Annotated in this window: 24 protein-coding genes; 6 read left to right on the plus strand and 18 right to left on the minus strand. The window is 35.8% G+C overall.

All coding sequences use genetic code 11. The annotated features are described in order from the left end of the window. Both SB679_RS03060 and SB679_RS03065 read left to right on the plus strand, forming a co-directional pair. A complete protein-coding gene (locus SB679_RS03060; RefSeq protein WP_410700751.1) occupies nt 1-1,359 on the plus strand; it encodes a M20/M25/M40 family metallo-hydrolase in 1,359 nt (452 codons plus the stop codon). A 1-nt stretch (nt 1,360) separates the two neighbouring features. Continuing rightward, nucleotides 1,361-2,719, plus strand: coding sequence for a M28 family peptidase (locus SB679_RS03065; protein ID WP_410700752.1), 1,359 nt, complete (start codon nt 1,361-1,363; stop codon nt 2,717-2,719). An 87-nt stretch (nt 2,720-2,806) separates the two neighbouring features. Here the strand turns inward: SB679_RS03065 and SB679_RS03070 are convergent, their stop codons facing one another. The 5 genes from SB679_RS03070 to SB679_RS03090 form a co-directional block, all read right to left on the minus strand. Next, complete coding sequence (locus SB679_RS03070; protein ID WP_410700753.1) at nt 2,807-3,970, minus strand: aspartyl protease family protein; 1,164 nt, start codon at nt 3,968-3,970, stop codon at nt 2,807-2,809. A gap of 270 nt (nt 3,971-4,240) precedes the next feature. After that, a complete protein-coding gene (locus tag SB679_RS03075; protein ID WP_410700754.1) occupies nt 4,241-4,816 on the minus strand; it encodes a hypothetical protein in 576 nt (191 codons plus the stop codon). Nucleotides 4,817-4,912: 96 nt separating this feature from the next. Continuing rightward, on the minus strand, nt 4,913-5,977 hold the full coding sequence (locus SB679_RS03080; RefSeq protein WP_410700788.1) for a peptidylprolyl isomerase: 1,065 nt from the start codon (nt 5,975-5,977) through the stop codon (nt 4,913-4,915). Between the two features lie 51 nt (nt 5,978-6,028). Continuing rightward, nucleotides 6,029-6,541 (minus strand): FKBP-type peptidyl-prolyl cis-trans isomerase, encoded by a 513-nt coding sequence (locus SB679_RS03085; protein WP_410700755.1) that lies wholly within the window; start codon nt 6,539-6,541, stop codon nt 6,029-6,031. Nucleotides 6,542-6,737: 196 nt separating this feature from the next. Then, on the minus strand, nt 6,738-7,811 hold the full coding sequence (locus tag SB679_RS03090) for a branched-chain amino acid aminotransferase (RefSeq protein ID WP_410700756.1): 1,074 nt from the start codon (nt 7,809-7,811) through the stop codon (nt 6,738-6,740). Between the two features lie 85 nt (nt 7,812-7,896). Between SB679_RS03090 and mnmD the strand changes: the two genes are divergently transcribed. Next, nucleotides 7,897-8,571 carry a tRNA (5-methylaminomethyl-2-thiouridine)(34)-methyltransferase MnmD gene (mnmD, locus tag SB679_RS03095; protein ID WP_410700757.1) on the plus strand — a complete coding sequence of 225 codons (675 nt, stop codon included), beginning with the start codon at nt 7,897-7,899 and terminating at the stop codon, nt 8,569-8,571. 93 nt (nt 8,572-8,664) lie between these two features. Continuing rightward, nucleotides 8,665-9,081, plus strand: coding sequence for an NUDIX domain-containing protein (locus SB679_RS03100; protein ID WP_410700758.1), 417 nt, complete (start codon nt 8,665-8,667; stop codon nt 9,079-9,081). A 28-nt stretch (nt 9,082-9,109) separates the two neighbouring features. Here SB679_RS03100 and SB679_RS03105 read toward each other — a convergent pair whose 3' ends face one another. Then, nucleotides 9,110-9,814, minus strand: coding sequence for a DUF4294 domain-containing protein (locus SB679_RS03105; RefSeq protein WP_034713491.1), 705 nt, complete (start codon nt 9,812-9,814; stop codon nt 9,110-9,112). A 51-nt stretch (nt 9,815-9,865) separates the two neighbouring features. Here SB679_RS03105 and SB679_RS03110 point away from each other — a divergent pair, with 51 nt between their 5' ends. After that, complete coding sequence (locus tag SB679_RS03110) at nt 9,866-10,939, plus strand: M28 family peptidase (RefSeq protein ID WP_034713488.1); 1,074 nt, start codon at nt 9,866-9,868, stop codon at nt 10,937-10,939. A 113-nt stretch (nt 10,940-11,052) separates the two neighbouring features. Continuing rightward, on the plus strand, nt 11,053-11,703 hold the full coding sequence (rpe, locus tag SB679_RS03115; protein WP_410700759.1) for a ribulose-phosphate 3-epimerase: 651 nt from the start codon (nt 11,053-11,055) through the stop codon (nt 11,701-11,703). A 369-nt stretch (nt 11,704-12,072) separates the two neighbouring features. Here rpe and SB679_RS03120 read toward each other — a convergent pair whose 3' ends face one another. The 12 genes from SB679_RS03120 to SB679_RS03175 all read right to left on the minus strand — a co-directional run bounded on the left by SB679_RS03120 (nt 12,073) and on the right by SB679_RS03175 (nt 23,217). Further along, nucleotides 12,073-12,558 carry a DUF1772 domain-containing protein gene (locus tag SB679_RS03120; protein WP_410700760.1) on the minus strand — a complete coding sequence of 162 codons (486 nt, stop codon included), beginning with the start codon at nt 12,556-12,558 and terminating at the stop codon, nt 12,073-12,075. 48 nt (nt 12,559-12,606) lie between these two features. Continuing rightward, nucleotides 12,607-13,701, minus strand: a complete 1,095-nt coding sequence (locus SB679_RS03125; protein ID WP_410700761.1) for a DUF692 family multinuclear iron-containing protein — start codon at nt 13,699-13,701, stop codon at nt 12,607-12,609. Between the two features lie 2 nt (nt 13,702-13,703). Beyond that, on the minus strand, nt 13,704-13,922 hold the full coding sequence (locus tag SB679_RS03130) for a hypothetical protein (protein ID WP_410700762.1): 219 nt from the start codon (nt 13,920-13,922) through the stop codon (nt 13,704-13,706). 479 nt (nt 13,923-14,401) lie between these two features. Continuing rightward, nucleotides 14,402-14,818: a nucleoside-diphosphate kinase gene (locus SB679_RS03135; protein WP_034707297.1), complete on the minus strand. Its 417-nt coding sequence runs from the start codon at nt 14,816-14,818 to the stop codon at nt 14,402-14,404. A 329-nt stretch (nt 14,819-15,147) separates the two neighbouring features. Beyond that, nucleotides 15,148-16,077, minus strand: a complete 930-nt coding sequence (gene rsgA, locus SB679_RS03140; protein ID WP_410700763.1) for a ribosome small subunit-dependent GTPase A — start codon at nt 16,075-16,077, stop codon at nt 15,148-15,150. A gap of 107 nt (nt 16,078-16,184) precedes the next feature. Continuing rightward, the gene (locus tag SB679_RS03145) at nt 16,185-17,267 is read right to left on the minus strand and encodes a chorismate mutase (RefSeq protein ID WP_034713475.1); all 1,083 of its coding nucleotides are present in this window, start codon (nt 17,265-17,267) and stop codon (nt 16,185-16,187) included. Nucleotides 17,268-17,689: 422 nt separating this feature from the next. Continuing rightward, on the minus strand, nt 17,690-18,220 hold the full coding sequence (locus tag SB679_RS03150) for a hypothetical protein (protein ID WP_410700764.1): 531 nt from the start codon (nt 18,218-18,220) through the stop codon (nt 17,690-17,692). An 86-nt stretch (nt 18,221-18,306) separates the two neighbouring features. Next, nucleotides 18,307-19,392, minus strand: a complete 1,086-nt coding sequence (gene dnaX, locus SB679_RS03155; RefSeq protein WP_410700765.1) for a DNA polymerase III subunit gamma/tau — start codon at nt 19,390-19,392, stop codon at nt 18,307-18,309. Between the two features lie 100 nt (nt 19,393-19,492). Then, entirely contained in the window at nt 19,493-20,122 is a 630-nt protein-coding gene (locus tag SB679_RS03160; protein WP_410700766.1) for a TetR/AcrR family transcriptional regulator, read from the minus strand. Between the two features lie 6 nt (nt 20,123-20,128). After that, the gene (locus tag SB679_RS03165) at nt 20,129-21,385 is read right to left on the minus strand and encodes an aminotransferase class I/II-fold pyridoxal phosphate-dependent enzyme (RefSeq protein WP_410700767.1); all 1,257 of its coding nucleotides are present in this window, start codon (nt 21,383-21,385) and stop codon (nt 20,129-20,131) included. A 615-nt stretch (nt 21,386-22,000) separates the two neighbouring features. Beyond that, a complete protein-coding gene (locus SB679_RS03170) occupies nt 22,001-22,360 on the minus strand; it encodes a helix-turn-helix domain-containing protein (protein ID WP_410700768.1) in 360 nt (119 codons plus the stop codon). 113 nt (nt 22,361-22,473) lie between these two features. Next, a complete protein-coding gene (locus tag SB679_RS03175; protein WP_410700769.1) occupies nt 22,474-23,217 on the minus strand; it encodes a response regulator transcription factor in 744 nt (247 codons plus the stop codon). Nucleotides 23,218-23,261: the final 44 nt, after the last annotated feature.

Raw genomic sequence — 23,261 nt, forward strand, 5'->3', positions numbered from 1 at the left:
ATGAAAAAGACCGTCACCCTTTCACTTCTAATGGTAAGTATGACTGTTTTCGGTCAGTCTGAGGAAGATTCCATACAATTCAGTAAAATTTCTACGGAAATACTCAATAACGGAAAAGGATACACAGAATTAAAAGAGTTAACCAAAAACATAGGCCATCGTTTAAGCGGCTCCCAATCCTACGAAAAAGCAGTAGAATGGGCAGCACAAAAACTCAGGGATGCAGGCGCTGACAAAGTATGGCTTCAGGAAGTCATGATCCCTGTCTGGGAAAGAGGAAAAGAATCTCTCCAAATCAAAACCCTAGATGGAAAATGGAAAAGTCTCAAAATGCTTTCTCTTGGAAACTCCGAAGGAACGGGTGGAAAAGATGTTTCCGGTGAAATGATTATGATAAGATCTTTAGAGGAATATGACAGGCTTCCGGCAGATCAAGTAAAGGATAAGATCGTGTTCTTTAACTACCCATTTAATCAATCACATGTACAAACTTTTATTTCATACCGGGAAGCCGGAGCATACAGAAGAACCGCAGCCAATTTAACAGCCCAAAAAGGCGGAAAATTTGCCGTAATCAGATCGTTGTCTTCAGCGTTTGATGATATTCCCCATACAGGTAATATGCGATATGATGACAACATTTCCAAAGTACCGGCTGTAACCATCGGAAATACTACCGCAGATGAACTTGAAGTATTGTTAAAAAACAAAAAAGTTACCGCCAAACTCAATTCCAACTGTGGCATGAAAGGTGAGAAACTCTCCCACTCTGTTATTGGTGAAATTACAGGCAAAAAAGATCAGAGCGTTATTGTTGTAGGAGGACATCTGGATTCCTGGGATGTAGGCGAAGGAGCTCATGACGATGGTGCCGGAATTGTTCAGAGTATAGAAGTGCTCAGAACGTTTAAAAAACTGGGAATTAAGAATAACCATACGATCCGGGCGGTCTGTTTTGCGAATGAAGAAAACGGAACGAAGGGCGGAAAACAATACGGGAAAACAGCTAAAGAGAAGAATGAAAAGCATCTTTTTGCCATAGAATCTGATGCTGGAGGCTTTTCTCCGAGAGGAATCTCACTGGAAATGGATGATCAAAACAGAAAACAGATTCAAAGCTGGACCGATCTTTTTCTACCTTATGGTGTTTATAATTTCGAAGGAAAATATTCGGGATCAGATATTGCCCCGCTTCATGAAACAGGCGTTCCTACCGCAGAATTGGTACCTGATCCGCAACGTTATTTTGACATCCACCATACGGAAGAAGATACTTTCGAAAAAGTAAACCGCAGAGAACTCCTTCTGGGATCTGTTGTAATGACACAGCTTATTTATATGATTGATAAAAACTGGTAAAATGAAAAAAATAGTTGGAACTACATTGCTTCTATTAAGCATGGCTGTTTTCGGGCAGTCTAAAGAAGATTCCATACAGTTCAGTAAAATTTCCACGGAAATTCTGAATAATGGAAAAGGATATACAGAATTAAAAGAACTAACCAAAAACATAGGTCATCGTTTAAGCGGTTCCCAATCTTACGAAAAAGCCGTAGAATGGGCAGCACAGAAACTCAGGGATGCAGGTGCTGACAAAGTATGGCTTCAGGAAGTCATGATCCCTGTCTGGGAAAGAGGAAAAGAATCTCTTCAGATCAAAACCTCCAATGGCAAATGGAAAAGTCTCAAAATGCTTTCTCTTGGAAACTCTGAAGGTACTGGCGGAAAAGATGTCTCCGGTGAGATTATTATGGTAAAATCCATGGAAGAATATGACAAGCTACCAGCTGAACAGGTGAAAGATAAGATCGTTTTCTTCAACTATCCCTTTAGCCAGTCTTTTGTAGAAACTTTCAAGGGATATGGTGATGCGGCAAAGTACAGGGTGAACGCAGCTTCTTTAACTTCTAAAAAAGGAGGAAGATTTGCCATCATCCGATCATTATCTTCCGCTTTTGATGATGTTCCACATACCGGAGGAATGCGATATGATAAAGATTACGCTAAAATTCCAGCTGTTGCTATAGGGAATACCACTGCCGACGAACTGGAGAATCTTTTAAAAAGCCAAAAAATTACCGCCAAGCTAAACTCTAACTGCGGTATGAAAGCTGATAAACTCTCCCACTCTGTTATTGGCGAGATTATAGGCAAAAAAGACCAGAGCGTCATTGTTGTCGGCGGCCATTTGGATTCCTGGGACGTAGGTGAAGGAGCCCATGATGATGGTACCGGAATTGTACAGAGTATAGAAGTCCTTAGAACCTTCAAAAAACTGGGAATAAAAAATAACCATACCATCAGAGCAGTATGCTTTGCCAATGAAGAAAATGGCGTAAAAGGAGGCGTACAGTATGGCAAAACAGCCAAAGACAATAATGAAAAACATCTTTTTGCCATAGAATCTGATGCCGGAGGTTTTGCCCCGAGAGGAATCTCCCTGGAAATGGACGATACGAAAAGAAATCAGATCAAAAGCTGGGCACCTCTATTTTTTCCCTACGGAGTCTACAACTTTGAAGGAACCTATTCAGGAACCGATATTTATCCGCTTCATGATATGGGAGTTCCCACCGCAGAGCTTGTTCCGGATTCACAACGGTATTTTGATATCCACCATACAGAAGAGGATACTTTTGAAAAGGTTAACCGCCGGGAATTATTACTTGGAGCAGCTGCTATGACCCAACTTATCTATATGATTGATAAAAACTGGTAGAATTAACTTCTTACTACTATAAAACCGCCTGTATGGGCGGTTTTTATGTTATATATCAGGCAATTAAATTAATATCAGCCATGAATTCTATTTTAGATACTCTTTCTTACTCATTCTAAAATCCAGAATATTACCATCTCTCTTTACTTTGACTTCAATCGTACTAAAATCCTTTTCTACTCTATTGGTAAAATAATGGCAGGCTCCATCTTTGTCCAGGTTATCCAGCTCCACATCATTAATACTGATAATGGAATCACCTACTTTAAGGGGAAAGTTTTCCTCCTCAAACACAAAGGCAACCACAGGTTTTGAATCTACAAAACGATATCCGAAACCAAAAGATTCCAGTTTGGGAGCTTCATTTTTAATACGCTTCATATATACCTTATTGTTAGTCCAGTCCATAATGAAGGAGAAATTCTTAAAGAAATCATTTCCAATCAGATTGGAATTCCCGGTCGTAGTAATTTCATTGATGAAGCTCTTATTTCCCAGAGAAATCTCGTCAGCTTTGAAAATATAACCTGCAATCGGTTTTCCAGCACCATACGCTCCCACAGAGCTTGTACCATACGTTTTAATGCTTTTGGATGCTTTTCCGGCATCATAGCTGCTTTCTGAGATCTTCATCCTTCCGGAAAACCCGGTATCAAATGTAAGATCTATTTTTTTATCTAAAACTTTAGCGATTACAACAGGTGTTTTCTGTGGTTTCGGATCAAATGGAATAACAGTATCATAGGCGCTCAGATCGAACTGAGACAGGTCTTTTGTGGCCTCCAGCGAATTCTCCGAATAATTGATCCTCCAAAACAGTTTCGCCATTTGATTGGCACCCAGAATGCCGTCAACCTTAAAGCAGTCCAGTTCTGAAACCGTAAAATCCATCACCACGGCACCAATATTTTTAAACACCACATTATCTACCACCATTTCCGGCAGTTCTGTAAAGATCTGAGTCTGTTTATTTTTCTGTGAATCTTTAATTTTAGCTTTGTATTTTTTCTCAAGGTTGAGTTCAGTGTAAACAGCATTCGAAATGACCGTTGGAGCACCAGTATCAAAAAGGAAATTATAAGCCTTTCCATTGATGCTTACCTGCACAAATGGCAGATCAGCAGTATATCTCAGGTTAATCTTCTCTACAGGATTTTTAAGTTGTACATCACCACTTTCAAAAAATTTCTTTCCCTGTGCGGAAAGTGAGAGCATACACAATATAAAAAAAGGGTACAACGTTTTTTTCATAATAAGATTTGAAGCGAATGTACAAAGATTTAGTGTAAATATTGATCCGGCAAGAAGGCCAAATTTGAGAATTTTTCTAAATTAAAACATAGACAATTTCATGAAACCGTTATGATGAGACAACCTAATAACTCATATATTCGAAACAATTTTAAATCTTTTCAAGAATCTCTTTTGGAAGTATATTCATTAATCCAGATTGATATTTCTTACATTCCAGCAATGCAAAAGCCTCTTTTTGAGCCTACTTAATATTAAAAAAATAAACTTCTAAAATTTATCAAGAACTTTCTTCGGCAACACTTTTACCAATTGGGGCTTATACTCCTTTTCAAGAATAACAAATTTCCAGTATTTTTTATCTCTTGAAACGGCACAGGCTTTCATATTTGCGTTGATGAGATATGAACCTTCGTTTGCTAAATATTTTACATTATTCTTGCCGTATTTTGCTGTTAAAGCACTATTTATTTTCTTTTTTATATCGTCATTCAATGAACCAGCATTACATTTCAGTTTGAGAAAATAATTGGTAATGGAGAAATATTCACCCTTAATGAATTCCGGTTTTTCAATATTCCCAAACTGTAAATTCTGCACTTCAATTTTCATGAACGGATTGTTGTACGTCATATTCAAAATCTGTGTCATTTTCTCTTTTGAAACTATGGTGAAGAATTTTGGATATATACAGTTTACTGCCTGATCGATCTGTTTAGATTTAATACTATTAACAAAATAGGTAAGTGATTTTTTTATTGCTGCATCATCAGGATTTGCCTTCGTCTGCGCAAAAGTTACAAACGACAACAGAATGAATAGAAATATAAGTGGTTTGGTTCTCATTATTTATATTTTATTCACAAAACTATAAAAAAGCACTCTTTCTGGCAATAAAAAAGCCGTCCCAAAAGGACGGCTTTCAATATCATAAAATTTTGATTATTTTACTTTCACAAGCTCAACATCGAAAATTAACCATGCATTTGGCGGGATCACTCCTCCTGCTCCTCTTTCTCCGTAACCCATTGCTGGCGGAATCAATAAAGTAGCTGTTTCACCTTCTTTTAACAATAGGATTCCTTCATCCCATCCTTTGATTACTCTCCCCATACCGATTGGAATGTCGATCGGCTCGTTTCTTTTGAATGAAGAATCGAATTCAGTACCGTCGATCAATTTTCCTGCATAATGTACAGATACATTATCTCCTGATTTTGGAGCTTTTCCATCTGTAGTTTTGGTGATCTTGTAATATAAACCGGATTCAGTTTTCTGCATTCCAGCTTTCAAGTTCTCTACCATTTTTTCCTGATTAGCTTTAAACTCCTCTTCTTTTTTCTTTCTGTCAGCTTCTTCTTTAGCAATAAAAGCTTTATTGTTTTCTGCGATTTTCGCTTTTCCTTCACTGAAAGTTTTTGCGGCATCGTAGTGCTTATACTCGTCTCCTTTGCTGAAAACAGATACTTTTTCTAAAACAATATCTGTTTTAGGTTTATCCTGAGCACCTTTTTCTACATTAGCAATCGTATCGATTACATCTTCTCCTTTCACTACTTTTCCGAAGATGGTATGTTTCCCGTCTAACCAAGGTGTTGCTACTTCTGTAATGAAAAACTGAGAACCGTTAGTGTTAGGTCCTGAATTTGCCATAGAAAGCACTCCTTTTCCAGTGTGGTGAAGGTCATTTCTTTCGTCTTCAAATTTATACCCAGGATCTCCCATTCCAGTTCCTTTAGGATCTCCTCCTTGGATCATGAAATCTTTGATCACTCTGTGAAAAATCGTTCCATCATAAAAAGGAACTCCCTTAGCCTTAGCTTTGTTGTCGATTTTCCCTTCTGCAAGACCAACAAAGTTGGCTACAGTTACGGGTGCCTTTTTGTCTTCTAACTTAACGATTAAATTTCCTTTAGTCGTTTGAAGATTTGCATAAAGTCCGTCATTAAGACCTTCGTAAGTTTCTTTGTCTACGTTCATTTTTTTATAAATTGGTGTACAACTCATCAGCGATACGCTTGCCGCTGCCAGAATTATATTCTTGTTAAACAATTTCATTTATAGAGCTTTTAATTTTATGATCAATGGTATGTCGTTATCTATTTTCTTCTCATCTCCGTACGTACCGTAGGCCAGAGAAGACGGTACCAAAAGCGTAACTTCCTCCCCATCATGTATAAAACGCAAAGCATTCTCTACTGCTTTCAGTTCATCAAAGTGCCCGAATTTGGCTTCTCTTCTTTCAAAAGACTGATCGTAAATCTTGGTCTGATCAAAATCATACAGATCGTAAGAGTAAGAAATCGTGGAATTATCCGGTCTCCTTTCTCTTTTGTCAAAATTTTCTGCAGTTACCCAGTAATTAAGCTGTGTCGTATAATACTTTACAGGCTGTCCATTTGCCCATTCCTGGATCTGGCTTCTTTCCTGCGAATTAAGATTCCGCATTCTATTTTTAGAAACATCCAGATCTTTCTGGCTCAGAACCCCGCCTACAGGAGGATGGGTCTGTTGGGCACTTCTGTTGCAACTCAAAAGGCTTACTGCTGATATGAAGAGTAATTTTTTCATAAACTTTTGCGAAAATACGGATTTCGGAGAATATTCAGAAATTATTCATGCGGATATTACTTTAAATCTTCAGAACAGCATCATAAAACCTCATTCTTTGCGCTCAATTTCCAGATGCGATTGCAATCTTCCTGAAAAAGAAAAGACCGGTGGAAAATCTCCCACCGGTCTTTTTATTGTAATGTATTGAGTACAATTAAACTGTTTCCAATACTTGTTTTTCAACCAATACTCTCCATCCGAAAGTATCTTCGGAAAGATTATTTTGAAGATTTACCAAATCACTTTTAAGGATGGCTGCATAGCTTTCTTCGTCAGAAAGTGAAGGCAGTGCCAGTTTATCACCGTTATATCCTAAAGCCTGGAAAATAGTCGTTACTACAGCAGTTCCCACTCCCCAAACTTCTTTCAAAGTTCCGTTCTTTTGAGCTGCTACTACGTCTTTTACAGCGATCGGCTCAACTTTTACTTCAATACCTCTTTTCTTAGCCAATTGAATAAAGCTGTCTCTTGTAACACCATCTAAAATCTTTTCAGAAGTAGGAGGCGTATAGATTGTATCGTTGATTCTAACGAAAACGTTCATTGTACCACTTTCTTCGAAATACTCGTGAGTAGCGTCATCTGTCCAGATAATCTGCTCATATCCTTCTTCGATAGCCAATTGCGTAGGATAGAAAGATGCTGCATAATTTCCTGCTGCTTTAGCCGAACCTACACCACCGCTTGCCGCTCTTGAATAATGATCAGATATTTTTACAGAAACAGGCTCTGTATAATAGCTTTTCGCAGGCGATGCTACGATAGCAAACATATATTTATTAGAAACCCTGGCTTTAAGAACTTCTTCTGTTGCAAAAATCAATGGTCTCAGATATAATGACATCCCCTCACCCTGCGGGATCCATGCTCTATCTAAATCTACCAGTGCTTTCAACCCGTCCAAAAACATTTCTTCGGTAATTTCAGGGATAGCCAGACGCTTAGCTGATTTATTGATACGCTCAAAATTCTTTTCAGGCCTGAAAAGGAAAACCTGTCCGTCCTTGTCTTTATAGGCTTTCATACCTTCAAAACAAGCCTGTCCGTAGTTTACCCCCATCATAGCAGGCGTAAATTGTAATGGACCATAAGGAACTAATTTTACGTCACCCCATTTTCCATTCTCGTACTCACATATGATCATATGATCAATGAAAGTATCCCCGAATGAAAAATTATTTGGGTCGAATGTAGAAATTCTGGAGTTTTCAGTTTTTTGAATTATCATTTCTAAAATTTTTTATGATGTTCTACAAATTTAACATAATTTTCTAAATATAAAAATTTTGGAGTAAATTTGACAAAAAAATAGCTTGAAAAGAGAAATTAAGACCACAAATGACGGTAGTAAAACATTGTTTATCAATGAATTAAACGAAAAATACCATTCCCATCATGGAGCGCTGCAGGAAGCAGAACATGTGTTTATTAAAAATGGACTAAATCTGGTAAATGATTACGAAATTAATATTTTAGAACTCGGTTTTGGAACAGGTTTGAATGTTTTGGTTACAATTAATGAATATTTAAAAACTGACAAAAATCATGTCATCAACTATTTTTCGCTCGAAAAGTACCCCATAAATGAATCGGAAATTAACGAACTGGCCTATTTTGATCTCTTTGACAACCCGGAATTCAAAAATATGTATCAAAAAATTCATCAGTCAGAATGGGAAAAATCAGTGGAAATTATTAAAGGATTTAACCTTAAAAAGATTCAATGTGACTTTTTCTCCCTGAAAGACATAGACTTACCTAAAATCAACCTGGTCTATTATGACTGTTTCGGAGCGAGAGTACAACCTGATCTATGGGAAAAACCATTATTTGAAATGGTTTCTGACAAGATGGATGTTAACGGACTGTTAACAACTTACTCTTCAAAAGGAAGCGTGAGAAGAATCCTTCAGGAACTTAATTTCAATGTTGAGAAAAAACAGGGACCACCCGGAAAAAGAGAAATGATTAATGCTGTGAAAATGTAGATTTTGATGCATTAATTCAGCCATAAATTCACGAATAAGCTTTTATACTCTTAAGTATTTCCCTATTTTAGCTTTACAAATACCATTATATATATGATAGATAAGATCAACATCCGAGTGTATGCCTGTGCGGTAAAGGACAAAAAAGTATTAACATTGTTTGAAGAATATGCAGGCGAAGCTTTAATGAAATTTCCTGGCGGCGGGCTGGAATTCGGAGAAGGAGTTCTGGAATGTCTGCACCGCGAATTCGATGAAGAGCTTAACGTAAAAGTAGATATTGTAGAACATCTTTATACACAGGAAAGCTTTTTGGCTTCCCGTTTTCGCGAAAATGAACAATTGCTTACTATATATTATATGGTGAATATCCTGAATGAAGAAGACTTCATTATCATGGATCCCTGCATCGAAAAAACAGAATGGATTGATATCGACAGACCGGATAATCCCTTTCCTCTCCCGATAGATCAGATTGTATTTGATAAATTAAAAGAAAAATTCCTGTAAGCTCTCTTACAGGAATTATTATTTATGATTATTTCTTGATTTTAAAATCATTGGCTCCGGGATAAGGCTGAAGATACCCTGAATTCCAGTTAGACTGAAGCAGAGATTCCACAAATTCATCAGTCCTGTTCTTATGAGGGTCGTATTGGTCTTTCAGATCAATATCTGCCATCTTTCCTTTTACATTCCACCAGAAGGCACTCCATCCGCCTCTAAGCTCTTTTATGATCTCATACACGTTTTTACCGGTTGCTCTGTTCATAAGCTTTGCAAAAACCTGTCCTTCGGTAGTTGTCAGGTCGCGTAATTGCTTTTCATATTGGTCGGCCAGCATATTCTGTCTTTCTCTCACAAATTTTCGCTTAGCCTTGCTGTCCATATCATCCATGTCTTTCTGGATATCTCTGTACTGTTGTAGTGCGGCAACAAATAGAGGATATACCCTGTACAGCTTTTTATTAAGGAAATAATAGTAATTTTTATCCAACTGATTATTGAATTTGGGTTTGTTGATCAACACCAACTCATCCAAAACAACGACAGGCTCACCATTGACCTCATAGATCTTGACTTTTTGCTGTTCGTCATAATAATATCTATTGCCAAATTCATCTACTTTCAAAGATCCAGCCGGATACTGATCGAGAGGTTTTGCCTCTACAGAATCTTTTTGTCCAAAAACACTGACTCCAAAAAAGAAAATAAAAAGACAGATAATTTTACTAAAATTCATTATTTTTACACTTATAATAACAAAAATTAAACGCAAAAATCATTCCTTTTTATGAAATTTGAAAAGAAATCTTTAAAATTTTTAGAAAAATATTTAAATACTTCATCTCCAACCGGTTATGAACACAAAGGACAGGAAATCTGGATGGATTATATCAGACCCTATGTAGACAAAATTGAAGTAGATCATTACGGAACATGCTATGGGATAATCAATCCCGATGCCGAATTTAAAGTAGTGATTGAAGCACATGCCGATGAGATCTCATGGTACGTAAATTACATTACTGATGACGGATTGATCTATGTAATCCGAAATGGAGGCTCGGATCAGACCATTGCCCCTTCAAAAGTCGTTCATATTCATGGTGAAAAAGGAATTGTAAAAGGGGTGTTCGGATGGCCGGCAATCCATACAAGATCCAATCAAAATGAGCCTACTCCTAAGATTGAGAATATCTTTATCGATTGTGGTGCCATCACTAAAGAAGAAGTGGAGGAAATGGGTATTTTCGTAGGCTGCATGATCACTTACCCGGATGAATTCTTCGAAATGAACGACCGTTATTTTGTATGCAGAGCTTTGGACAACAGAATCGGAGGTTTTATGATCGCTGAAGTAGCCCGACTTTTAAAGGAAAACAAAAAAACAATTCCGTTTGGGCTGTACATCACCAATTCGGTTCAGGAGGAAGTCGGTTTATATGGTGCTGACATGATTGCCGATACAATAAAGCCTAATATTGCTATTGTAACAGACGTTACCCACGATACTACGACACCAATGATCGAAAAGAAAAAAGAAGGTGATCAAAAATGTGGCGACGGACCTGTTGTTTTCTTTGCCCCAAGTGTTCATCACACGATCAGAGAATTGATCATCAACACCGCAAAAACAAAGAAAATACCTTTCCAGAGAGCCGCAGCCAGCAGAGCAACAGGAACTGATACGGATGCCTTCGCTCACTCTAACGGCGGAGTTCCAAGTGCATTAATATCATTACCTTTACGCTATATGCATACCACGGTAGAAATGGTCTCTAAAGAGGATGTAAGTAATGTGATTAACCTTATCTACGAAACCCTGCTGGAGATCAAACCGGAAATGAAATTGAAATATCATTAAGGAGGATATCAGATGCCAGACACGAGATATTAGATTAAACTATTATGAAAATCTAAAAGTCCGAGACCTGACATCTTCAATCTGAAATCTAATATTAAGTATAAAAAGTAAAAATGAAAACTAAGCTGATTGCTCCTTCCCTATTATCTGCAGACTTTGGGAATCTGCAAAGAGACATTGAAATGCTGAATCAATCCCAGGCCGACTGGTTCCATATTGATGTAATGGACGGCAGATTTGTTCCTAACATCTCTTTCGGTTTTCCTGTGATGAAGACCGTTCAGCAGCACGCCAAAAAATTTGTTGATGTTCACTTAATGATCGTGGAACCGGACAAATATGTTGATGAATTCATCAATCATGGAGCAGATCTTATTTCCATACATTATGAAGCATGTACGCACCTGCACAGAACGATTCATCATATCCAAAGCAGAGGAGCTAAAGCAGGGGTTGTTTTAAACCCTTCCACTCCGGTTTTAATGCTTGAAGATATTATCGCTGATGTAGATCTTGTATTGCTAATGAGTGTAAATCCGGGATTCGGAGGACAAAAATTCATTGAAAACACCTACAAAAAAATTGCTGAAACCAAAGATCTGATCTTAAGCAATAATTCAACAGCGCTTATTGAAATTGATGGCGGTGTAAACCTAGACAATGCTTCTAAACTTTTTGATGCCGGAGCTGACGTTTTAGTAGCAGGAAATGCAGTATTTTCAGCAGAAAGTCCGGAAAGAACGATTGAGCTTTTAAAGATTTAAAAATTGGCAAGAATATATAATTTTACATGTATTGTCATTCCGACGAAGGAGGAATCTCTTTCATAGATTAGATTCTTCATTTCACTTCGTTACATTCTGAATGACAGCAGGCAAAGTCTAGTGTAAAATTGCGTATCACAAACTAAAAAATTTAATTTGATCAACATAAGAAAGGCAGCTCTTACGGGCTGCCTTTTTTGTAGAATTTGAGCTTTGTGGTTATTAGTTAGTTTTTGCAGCAAGAGCCTTTAAATACTTAAATTTCCTTGTGTAATTACTAACGTAAAGATCTGCATAAAACTTTATTTATACATCCGTATAAATACGTAATTTGCGACTAAGTATTTATACGGATAGCTTTTTTCGTTCCTATACCAGCTTGTTCCAAATACAGGCACAAACCACTAAAACTATGCTAATTACTGAAAAAACAGTTCTTATATTGTTTAAAAAATTCCATTTATTTTCAAAATTTTCACGCATTTGCCTTATTAAACCAGTCGTTGAATTATTAATATCAAACTGATCCAGCATATCGTTCAGTGGAACATTTCCGAATACAGTAACGCCAAAAACTCCGACCAAGTAAGCAATTGAAGCGATCAGCAAAAAGATAAAAGCAGGATTCTGCCCACGAAATAAAAAAGTGGAAACAGGCAGGAGAACAGCCGTCCCTATAAAGCTTATAAAAAATACAGGATTAAGAATTTCCCGATTGATACTTTGCATAGCTTTAAGATATTCCAGATCTGACAATTTTCCGAGCCCTAGCATTACTGAACATGAATATGCATAAAAAAGTCCGGCAATTAATGCCGTAAGCACCGCCGTGATCAATAAAAATACCGTTGTCATTTTCATTATTTTTTATTTTGTAATATTTCGTGAATTGTATTCAACAACTTAATAGGGGTTCCATTTTTTAATAATGGCCTGAGCTGTATTAATCATTTCTAAATCCCATTTTTCAGGTTCAAAATAATGAAATTTCTCTTTTTTGACAGCTGCTTCATCAACAGCATCAAACAAAAGCTTTGTCAATCGTGCCTGATCTTCATATAAAAGCAGATCTTCAACAGGCGCTGAAAGATTGATTTCTTTTTTATGCCAGACTCTTTTCTTCTCCAACTGATCAGCTGAGGTATCAATTATTTTTTTGCCCCTGTTAAAATCATTAAAGAAACATTTTTTTTCTTTTTGAGTTTTGATAGTATCACCTAGTCTTTCAATGATCACATATTCAAGATTAGTACATTGGGATAAAAGTTGGGGCATTACAGTAAATATCTCCTCCGGAATTGCATCATCATGAGTGTCTCTCCGGATTGGCTTTTTTCCATATACACTTTTCTGCCAGCTTCCTCCTGACAAATGAATTTCTTTTACCTTTTCTAAAGGATACAGCTGAATAAGCTCCCAGATATCTGTTTCAAAATTACAGGACTGACAATAAAGGTTATGGATATCCAGAATTATAAAGCCATCAATATCTTCGATCAGCTTATGAATAAATTCTCCCTGTTCTTTAACATTGTCTACGGAAAAAGAAAAAGCAAGATTTTCAATCCCTATCGGAATATCTACCGCATCCTGTAACCTATTTATTCTGTCTTTTCCTATTCCAAGTGTTTTTGAATTCAAAGAAACGGGCAATGGAACACCCTGATGAAAATTATCTGTATTCATAAAACCAAAATGTTCAGTAATATGATTATAATTCCTTTTTTGGGTTTCCTTTTTTAATTGCTGAAGCCACATTTGCTGTCTGGCTGTCCAGCGTGCATCAAAGAGCGAATAATAAACGCCATGTCCGATAAGGCGGTTATTTTCAGCATAAAAATTAAGAAGATTACTGAGCCATTCGGGCTCTTCTGTATTATAAAATGTATCAAAAGACCACTCCAATACTTCAATAGAATTAGCCTGCATTAATGGCAAGACCGCAGAAACAAACTCTGTCTCGGCCATCATTGACAATCCTAGTAATGGTTTTCTCATATCTAGCCCATTCCACAAGCCGGACAGTAATGAGAATTACCTCTCGTAAGACTGTCTTTAAATTTAGCAGGCTTTACAGGAACTGCTTTGGGAGATTGGGCTACTTGTGTTTTTTTCACCTTTTTCACTGGCTTCTTTACATTTTTACTCCCCGGTTTTGAAGTCTGTCCGGAGACTCCTACCGCCAATAAACTTGCCATTAATAATACTGGAATTTTCATATTCATTTTTTTAGGAAGGTTACAATAAGTATTCCATTTATGATTTTCCTAAAGTACAACAATTTTATCACTCATTATTTCATAGTTTTAAGGCTTTAAATCATAAATATTGATTTAAAATATACTATTTACACTAATTATCATAATTTTTTGCCATTAAAAAACAGCAGATGAAAAACAAATTGAACTGAACAAAATATAAATAATGATATATCGTCTATAAAATCTGCCACAAATGTAGAGAAATGTCACATCGAAAACTGAATTGAATATGGAAGAAAATTGGACAACAATATCGTTGAAGCTCCAGTTTTGCAGGATTAATTTATGGAATTCTATAAAGGAAAAACAGATGCTATTGAGAGTAAGGTATAGCTAATGGCAGAATTGAAAGTGACATGAAGTCACAGCCATTTTGGCATAAAAAAACAAAATCCAGAGAAATATCTCTGGATTTTTTATAGTGAAGATCTTTTTTCTTAGAAAATCTCTCTTCCAGAAAAATGGAATTGAGCCTCAATAAGAGCGTTCTCGTCAGAATCTGAACCATGAACAGCATTTTCTCCGATGCTTCTTGCGAACATTTTTCTGATGGTACCTTCTGCAGCATCTGCAGGATTTGTTGAACCGATTAGTGTTCTGAAATCTTCAACTGCATTGTCTTTTTCTAAAACAGCAGCTACGATTGGACCAGAACTCATGAATTCTACCAACTCACCATAAAATGGTCTTTCTGCATGTACTTCATAGAATTTTTTAGCATCAGCAACAGTAAGTTGAGTTAATTTTAAAGCTTTGATTTTAAAACCTCCTTCTGCAATTTTACCTAAGATAGCACCGATATGTCCGTCAGCAACAGCATCAGGCTTAATCATAGTGAATGTAATGTTAGACATAAATGTATATTTTTTTAATGGCGCAAAATTACAAAAAATATCCATTATTTTAATTTTAATTTTTCTTTAACATAAAAATAACTTTTATTAAGAAATTTTAAAATAAAGTTTGGCACAATAATTGTTTAATTAATTACGATTCTCATGTTTAATTTGAGTTTTCATGGTTATTAGTTTTTACCCAGCTTCGGCTGGGTTTTTTATTGACAAAAAACAACCCACTCTGTTGTGAAATCGATAAAATTTTTAACGCATAAAAATCACATTAATAGACTATTGCTTCTAATTCAATCAATGAAATAAAAGCAAATATTAAAAAAAATTAAAGATTATTTTTGTTGATTAGCTTCTTCTGCCTCATCCATTAATTTAATATAAGTCGCATACCTGGAATGCTGAATTTCTCCTGTTTCAAGAGAAGCCATCACGGCACATTTCGGTTCGTTGATGTGAAGGCAGTTATGGAACTTGCATTCTTTTCTTTTTTTGAAAATCTCAGGAAAATAATGTTGTACTTCTTCTTTTTCTATATCAATCATGGCAAATTCCCTTACCCCCGGAGTATCGATTACATTTCCTCCAAAATGCCAAAAGTGCATCTGGGCAAAAGTAGTGGTATGCTTTCCTTTTAAATGGGTATCTGAAATTTCTGATGTTCTTATATTCAATCCTGGCTGCAGAGCATTAACCAGTGTTGATTTGCCACAACCGGAGTGTCCGAAAAAGACGGAAGTCTTGTCTTTCAGCATCTCTTCCAGGTTTTCTAAATTTAATCTTGAGTAAGAAGAAATCTCTAAACTGTCATATCCTATTTCCTGGTAAAGAAATTCAATATCTTTTACGATTTCAATTTCTTCTTCGTGAAGGACATCAATCTTATTGAATAAGAGTAGAGGTTTTATGTTATACGCTTCACAGCATGCCAGAAACCTGTCAAGGAACCCCAGTGAGGTTTCAGGATGTTTAAGGGTGAATATAAAGCATGCCAAATCGATATTGGATGCGATGATGTGGGCTTCCTTTGAAAGGTTAACCGATTTTCTTATCAGGTAGTTTCTGCGTGGTTCTATTTTAGTAATCCATGCAATATCATCCTGTTCCAGTTGAAATTCCACGAAATCTCCTACAGCCAGCGGATTGGTAAGTCTTGTTTTAATTAATTTGAATTTACCCCGGATTCTGGCTTCAAAAATTCTATCGGTTTCCATTTCTAAAACCTGATACCAACTTCCTGTAGATTTAATGATTTTTCCTTTCATATTTATAACTGAGTGCAAATATAAGAAATTAGGGCTTAGAATTTCGGTATTAGCGGTAAACTAACTCCTATTTCCCAAGCCCTAACTATATTGATGAATCTTTCCGCTTATTGTCTGTCTATCATAATGCTGTTCTGCACTTCAATAGATTCTTCGTGGATCGCTTTGAAAACTTTTTCAATAAAATCCTGAGACATTCCTGTTTCTTTTGCTTTCTGACCTGCGTATTCTGTGATCACTTTCCAACGTTCCGGCTGGAAAATAGCGATGTCATTCTCCTTTTTAAGTTTACCAATTTGTTCGGAAACTTTCATTCTTTGAGAAAGAAGTTCAATCAACTGGAAATCGATATCCGAGATCAAGGTTCTGTGTCTTCCCATTTCCCCGTCAAAACCAGCAATTCCTGAATTTCTAACTTTCAGATTTCCGATCAGCTCGGCAAGAACTTCCGGTGTAATCTGCTGTGAAGCATCACTCCACGCTTCATCAGGATTACAGTGGCTCTCGATAATTGCTCCCTGGTATCCAACGTTCATTGCTTCCTGGGTAATATCAGCCAATCCTGTTCTGTTACCACAGATATGGGAAGGATCCACTAACATAGGAATATTTGGAAACTGGCTCTTGAAATCTAATGCGATCTGCCAGTTTGGATTGTTTCTGTATTTTGTTTTCTGGTACGTAGAAAAACCTCTGTGAATCGCTCCAAGATTTTTGATATCCTGACCTAAAAGTCGTTCTAAAGCTCCGATCCATAATGCTAAATCTGGATTTACCGGATTTTTAACAAATACAGGCTTATCTGTACCTCTTAATGCCATTGCGATTTCCTGAACGGTAAATGGGTTTACGGTAGAACGTGCCCCAATCCAAAGGATATCAACATCGGCTTCCAGAGCTGCAAAAACGTGATGAGCATTGGCAACTTCGGTTGCAGTTTTGAATCCGTATTCTTCTTTTACTTTTTTCAGCCAGTTAAGACCGATAACTCCTACTCCTTCGAAACCGTTGGGCTTAGTACGCGGTTTCCAGATTCCTGCACGGAAAATTGGTACCTGTGCATTTGTTTCTTTAATTCTTCGGGCAGTCTCAAGCATCTGAGCTTCACTTTCTGCGCTGCATGGTCCGGCGATCATTAATGGTTGTGAAAACTCATTGATCCAGTCGTTTTTTAAGTCTTTTAAATTCATCTTGTTAATTTATTGTATAATTATTTTTATTTTTAAAATTTGCATCAATAATCCATTCATTATAAAATTTACTTTATAATTCTTTTCAAAAAATGCCGTTCAAAATTTTTAAAGGAATCAGGAAAATTGGAATGGAATCTATTTGTCCTGTATTTTTTGAGAAAGAAATTTAGTTAGCTATACCAATAAAATCGATAATAACTTCTAAAATTTCTATAATAGGTAAAAGAAAAGCCAAAATAACCGCTAAAGTAATTAGCGGGAGCGAAACTAACAGAGTTTCTAAAGTCGGACATATATGGGATCAAAGATGTTTCCACTGTTGTTATGTACCTGAGCTTACGTTATTTATAACTTTTAAATTAATTATTTTTTTCCTGCAGTCATATTTTTCTGCAGAAATATTTGACAAATATATAAAATTATGTCAAATCAAACTTCATTAAATCATCAAGATCTTTCAGCAATGGATTTTTCTCGATGAATTTTTCAAATATTTTCTTCTTGGTAACCACTTCTATTTTAAGGTTTTCGAAGTCTCTTTTGTACTCAATTTCAATACTGTAGTTATGAACCTTTGTCTTGAAATGATTAAAAAATTCTCCGCTTATTTTATCAAACTCTATTTTTGCAGAATCAGACGGATATAAAACCTGAATAGCGTTTTCGTCTTTTTTGATAAGTTTAAAAGCTTTGATAGCATTAAAAACGAATGTATTTTTAGACTGAAGTTGTTTTAATAGCAAATTCCATTCCATTTGAAGATCTGTTTCTGTAAAATGGCTTTTCGGAAGATTTTCGGTGGTTGTAGAAACGGTTTCTTTTACTTCTGCAGTTTTTTCTTTTGCAGGATTCATCAAAGCATTGATACTAAATCCGGAAGGAGCTCCTTGTCTGGACAGAGGTTTGGAAGTGGTTGTATTGGGTATTTTCACCTCATTATCGATAACCAAAGGTTTCTCAATGGGCTTCTCTATTTTCTCCTGTGGTTTTTCAGGTAATTTTACCTCCTGTTTTTCATGAAGAAAGGGAGCTAGTATTATGAACTTTTTTTTTTAGTAACGTCTGCATTAGCCGTTAAAGAGGTCAGCTGCATCAGGGCAATCTCAACCGTCAGTCTTGGGTTCTTAGAGTTTTTATAATTAATATCAGCATGGTTACAGATTTCAATAGCATCTATAAGCTGCTGCGCACTCCATTTCTGAGCCTGTTCAACAAATTTAACTTTGGTCTTCTCTCCTACTTCAATCAAATCCATGGTAGAGGCATTTTGAGCCATCATTAAATCTCTGAAATGATTTCCTAATCCGGCAATAAAGATATGAGGATCAAAACCTTTTTTAACGATCTCATTAAATGCAAAAAGAACTTCCGGAATTTTGTTTTCCTTAGCAAAGTCTACAATATTCAGGTATTGATCGTAATCTAAAATATTCAGTACTTCAGCAGCTTTGGCTAAAGTAATGTTCTTTTGGGAAAAAGTGGAAAGCCTGTCGAAAATAGAAAGCCCATCCCTTAATGCTCCATCTGCTTTTTGAGCAATCATGTATAAAGCATCATCTTCATACTGGATATTTTCCTTTTTAGCAATATTGATTAAATGTCCCTGAATGTCTTCAATAACAATTCTTTTGAAATCATAAATCTGGCAGCGGGATAAAATGGTAGGAATAATTTTATGCTTTTCCGTTGTAGCCAAAATGAAAATGGCATGAGCGGGCGGCTCTTCCAGGGTCTTAAGAAAAGCATTGAAGGCAGCAGAAGACAGCATATGAACCTCATCGATGATATATACCTTGTATTTACCAACCTGAGGAGCAAAACGCACCTGGTCTATCAATTCTCTGATATCGTCTACCGAGTTATTGGACGCAGCATCTAGTTCGTAGATGTTATAAGCAAAGCCATCTTCTGAAACGGAGCCATCTTTTTCATTAATCTTTCTCGCTAAAATCCTTGCACATGTAGTTTTACCTACTCCACGAGGTCCGCAAAACAGCAAAGCCTGAGCCAGCTGATTTTCATCAATAGCATGTTCTAAAGTATCTGTAATATGAGATTGCCCTACAACAGTTTCAAACTCCTGTGGACGATATTTTCTTGCAGATACTATAAAATTTTCCATAGGCCAAAAGTAAGGAATATAGTTTTAATCTGAAAATTAAAAGTTTTCAAATTATCAAAAAGAACTTAATTTTTTGGCCTCATAAGAAAACTTTTAATCATCATTTTTTTTCGTAAGCAAGGTCTACCAGCTCTGCGATAGCTTTTTCAATCTCATGTCTTCCTTCCTCACTTTTTAGGTCAATTCCACAAAATTTGCTGGCATTGTACCCCGTATAAAGGTTAAGGTAATAAGCACCTGAAACAATTAAAGCCATGATCGCTCTGTATCGTGTAGCTCCTTCACCAAAGTGAGGGTCGGTAATGTTTTCGAAAATCATACTTCCCGCTTCTTCTCTCTGTTCCACCAATCTTCTAAGAATAGGCTTACTTTCAGAAAGTTCCCAAAGAATGATCTTTTGAAGTTCTTTATTTTTTCTGAAGTTTTCAAACTGATTAAGGATAGCCATTTTGGAAAGCTCTTTACCGCCATCGGAAATATCTACCTCAATACTATTCTGGTTGATTTTACTCCAGTAATCCTGAGATTTGATATATTCGTCTATCAGTTTATCCGTACTACCGAAGTATTCATAGATAAGCTTTTTATCAAAACCGGCTACCGCAGCAATTTTACTTACTTTTAATCCTGAATATCCTTTTACTCTCAGGATTTTACCGACTGCAGCGAGCAATTTCTGTTTGGTTTTCTCTTTGTCCCTGATGGGCCCCTGCACTACTTTTCTAGGCATAATTTATTATTTTTTTGCAATATGCAATTTATTATTGATATCTTCAAACGCATTCAGCGTTTTATCAAGATGCTCTCTTTCGTGTCTGGCTGTTACACTCATTCTGATTCTTGCATCTTTTCTGGCTACTGCCGGATATAAAATGGGATTGGTATAGATTCCTTTTTCAATTAGTAGTCTTCCTACATCTCCTGTTACATGTGGATCTCCAATTTTTACGGGAACAATGGCAGAACAGGTAATTCCTGTGTCTAATCCTAACTCGTCCAATCCTTTTTTGAAATAATTTATATTGTTCCAAAGCCTCTCTCTCCATACCGGTTCTTCATCTATTAAATCGATAGCTTTGATAATTCCTGCAGAAGACGGTGGCGCTGTTGCCGAGAATATCTGCTGACGGGACTGAAATTTAAGAAAGGTTGCCAATTTTTTATCTGCAATAACATACCCTCCTAAGTTACCAAAAGTTTTACTAAAAGTTCCGGTCATGATATCTACTTTATCCAGCAAGCCTGCCTGCTCTATGGTACCTCTTCCCGTTTCGCCCAAAATCCCTATACCATGTACGTCATCCACCATTAGAAAGGCATTATACTTCTTTACAAGATTATAAATCTCATTCATATGTGAGGTATCTCCGTCCTGCGAATATACTCCATCTATAATTACGAGTTTTGTGCGGTAAAGGTTTTCAGAAGTCTTCAAAATATGTTCCAAACCTTCTAAATTATTGTGTGGAAATGTCTTTTTATTGGTAAAAGCACATCCTTCATATACGCTGGCATGTACTGCCATGTCTAAAATAGCAAGGTCTTCTTTTTGCATCAGGCATTGTAATGTAGCGCTATTCGCAGTATATCCTGTTGTAAAAACCACTGCTTCATCATCATTTCTTCCGAAAAAATTTGATATTTTTCTTTCAAGCCTGTCATGATAATCAAAATACCCACCAATAAGCGGAGTTGCTCCTGTGCCGGTACCATATTTTTGTATTCCTTCTATGGCAGCCTGCTTTACTTTCGGGTGTTGCGTAAACCCTAAATAATCACTTGAAACAAAACTTACATATTCTTTGTTTTGGTTGGCAATATCTACATGTAGCGTAGCATTGGTTCCTGTGGTATTTTTCAGTCTATAATTCATATGACCGTTAGACTTCATATAGTCTAAAAAATCGTAAAAAGACTCTGCTCTTTGAGCAATATTGTAGTTTGGAATATTCTCAAAGTCCTTAAATGTTGCTGTTGAAAAGTTAATACTCATCCTTAATTTTGTTAGTTGTTTAATGAAACAAATATATGATTATTTGGAATTGCTCAAGTTGACATTTAGATTTAAATATTATTACACAAATACTATTTAGATCTTAACAACTGAAAACCAGATTCCTTCACATATTATTGAATCTTTATGATTTTCGTTACAGATTATTAGTTTTTTATCTATATAAAACTAATAAAAAAAAGAAGACCATAAAACATTTATGGTACAGAAAACGCAAAAAAAATTCGGTTTATTCACAACCTTCTCATTTATAAAATATTAAATTTCATTTGTCTTTATATCTTCTTTGTTTAAAAACAAAAAAGCATGTACATAATCCCTTATTATTTGTTTGAAGGTCCTATTTTTATTGGAATGTATTTGGAATGTATTTGGAATGTATTTGAAATATATCACTTTTAAGCAAATGAAAAAAAATAAGGAACTTAAGGTCTAAATTATTATTTTCCAGTAAAAAAGACTTGTTTTTCTCATAGATTATATCTTATGCATTTATAAGAATATATGAATAGTAATTATTAAGAGCATAAAATTGCCAGCTAATGATAAAATGAATATTGAAAAAAGGTAATGACGAAGATATTTTTCGGGGTATTAATATGAGCTTCTTTTTTCTTTCCTGAATTCGCCAGGAGTAATTCCTGTCATTTTTTTAAAGAATTTTGAAAAGTTGGAAGGATCATAAGTAAAAATGCGTGCAATTTCTGCGATAGGCTTATCGGAATTGGCAAGCATAATTTTAGCCTGCTCTATAATTTCCCTATCATAAAAATAGCAAGGATGATTTCCTTTTTCTTTTTTCACCGTGTCTGTAAGATGCTGATGAGAAATCGCCATTTCGCCAGCTATTTCATTCAATTTCATAAATTCAGGAACCGTCCCTGAGACAACATCTTTAATATGCTTTTCCAGCAACATAAAATATTGACTACAGATTTCCACCCCTCTTTTCATTCTTTTTTCATCATTATGCATAACATCTATTGAATATGTTGTTTAGACTATAAATATAGAAATACTCTTTAAAAATACCGTGGTGAACTTTTCGGATAATAAAAAATGTTGATTTAATGAAAACTGTCTTTAAATGCTTTTATAGAGTTTTTTACCTTTAGTTTTTCCAGAATATTCTGACGGTGCCTGCTTACTGTATTAATGCTTATAAAAAGAAGGTCAGCAATTTCTTTGCTCGCATATCCGTCACCCACGTATTTTAAAATTTCCAGTTCTCTTTTGGATAAAATAGTTTCGTAATTGAGTTTATCTTTTACCGCTATTTCTCCTTTGATGGCGTTTATAATTAAAAATTCAGAAGACGAAAGCAAAGATTGATCCAGCGCGATATTATACAAACATAATGCAAACCGCAACCGACTGTTGTAAGGAGAATAAATATAAAACATACGATGCTTTACAAAACGGTATTCGTCATTCTTATCTTTCATTCGGATTTTTGACAGTACATTATAGTCTGCGCGGTCCTTAGGATCTAATGAATCCATAAGTTTAAAGAATCTTAATTCATGGATATATTTTTTAAGCCTATCATCCGGATGTATTTTTCTGATGATTTCCTCCTCCCAGATAGAATCTATTTCTGAAAGGTCTTCCGTAATGTTTAATCCCAACTCCAACGCTGCTTTAGATTGATAGACATAACTTTTGTCTGCCTGCATATCACTTAACACAGCAATAGCACCCTCCATCTGCGAGTACACCAATGCTCTTTGTTTATATATTTCCACATCCAGAAGGCACTTTTCTCCAGCATTATTCAGTAATGTGTCATTCAGTTTATCCTTAATCTCCATAAATGGTTATTTATAAGTATTGTTGAAATTCAGGTTTAATTATA

Source organism: Chryseobacterium sp. SIMBA_029 (assembly GCF_046535275.1).
In the GTDB taxonomy this organism is placed as follows: domain Bacteria; phylum Bacteroidota; class Bacteroidia; order Flavobacteriales; family Weeksellaceae; genus Chryseobacterium.

Coding starts and splice junctions, on each gene's coding strand:
- SB679_RS03060 (WP_410700751.1), top strand. CDS start 1: ATGAAAAAGACCGTCACCCTTTCACTTCTAATGGTAAGTATGACTGTT.
- SB679_RS03065 (WP_410700752.1), top strand. CDS start 1,361: ATGAAAAAAATAGTTGGAACTACATTGCTTCTATTAAGCATGGCTGTT.
- SB679_RS03070 (WP_410700753.1), bottom strand. CDS start 3,970: ATGAAAAAAACGTTGTACCCTTTTTTTATATTGTGTATGCTCTCACTT.
- SB679_RS03075 (WP_410700754.1), bottom strand. CDS start 4,816: ATGAGAACCAAACCACTTATATTTCTATTCATTCTGTTGTCGTTTGTA.
- SB679_RS03080 (WP_410700788.1), bottom strand. CDS start 5,977: ATGAGTTGTACACCAATTTATAAAAAAATGAACGTAGACAAAGAAACT.
- SB679_RS03085 (WP_410700755.1), bottom strand. CDS start 6,541: ATGAAAAAATTACTCTTCATATCAGCAGTAAGCCTTTTGAGTTGCAAC.
- SB679_RS03090 (WP_410700756.1), bottom strand. CDS start 7,811: ATGATAATTCAAAAAACTGAAAACTCCAGAATTTCTACATTCGACCCA.
- SB679_RS03100 (WP_410700758.1), top strand. CDS start 8,665: ATGATAGATAAGATCAACATCCGAGTGTATGCCTGTGCGGTAAAGGAC.
- SB679_RS03105 (WP_034713491.1), bottom strand. CDS start 9,814: ATGAATTTTAGTAAAATTATCTGTCTTTTTATTTTCTTTTTTGGAGTC.
- SB679_RS03110 (WP_034713488.1), top strand. CDS start 9,866: ATGAAATTTGAAAAGAAATCTTTAAAATTTTTAGAAAAATATTTAAAT.
- rpe (WP_410700759.1), top strand. CDS start 11,053: ATGAAAACTAAGCTGATTGCTCCTTCCCTATTATCTGCAGACTTTGGG.
- SB679_RS03120 (WP_410700760.1), bottom strand. CDS start 12,558: ATGACAACGGTATTTTTATTGATCACGGCGGTGCTTACGGCATTAATT.
- SB679_RS03125 (WP_410700761.1), bottom strand. CDS start 13,701: ATGAGAAAACCATTACTAGGATTGTCAATGATGGCCGAGACAGAGTTT.
- SB679_RS03130 (WP_410700762.1), bottom strand. CDS start 13,922: ATGAAAATTCCAGTATTATTAATGGCAAGTTTATTGGCGGTAGGAGTC.
- SB679_RS03135 (WP_034707297.1), bottom strand. CDS start 14,818: ATGTCTAACATTACATTCACTATGATTAAGCCTGATGCTGTTGCTGAC.
- rsgA (WP_410700763.1), bottom strand. CDS start 16,077: ATGAAAGGAAAAATCATTAAATCTACAGGAAGTTGGTATCAGGTTTTA.
- SB679_RS03145 (WP_034713475.1), bottom strand. CDS start 17,267: ATGAATTTAAAAGACTTAAAAAACGACTGGATCAATGAGTTTTCACAA.
- dnaX (WP_410700765.1), bottom strand. CDS start 19,392: ATGGAAAATTTTATAGTATCTGCAAGAAAATATCGTCCACAGGAGTTT.
- SB679_RS03160 (WP_410700766.1), bottom strand. CDS start 20,122: ATGCCTAGAAAAGTAGTGCAGGGGCCCATCAGGGACAAAGAGAAAACC.
- SB679_RS03165 (WP_410700767.1), bottom strand. CDS start 21,385: ATGAGTATTAACTTTTCAACAGCAACATTTAAGGACTTTGAGAATATT.
- SB679_RS03170 (WP_410700768.1), bottom strand. CDS start 22,360: ATGAAAAGAGGGGTGGAAATCTGTAGTCAATATTTTATGTTGCTGGAA.
- SB679_RS03175 (WP_410700769.1), bottom strand. CDS start 23,217: ATGGAGATTAAGGATAAACTGAATGACACATTACTGAATAATGCTGGA.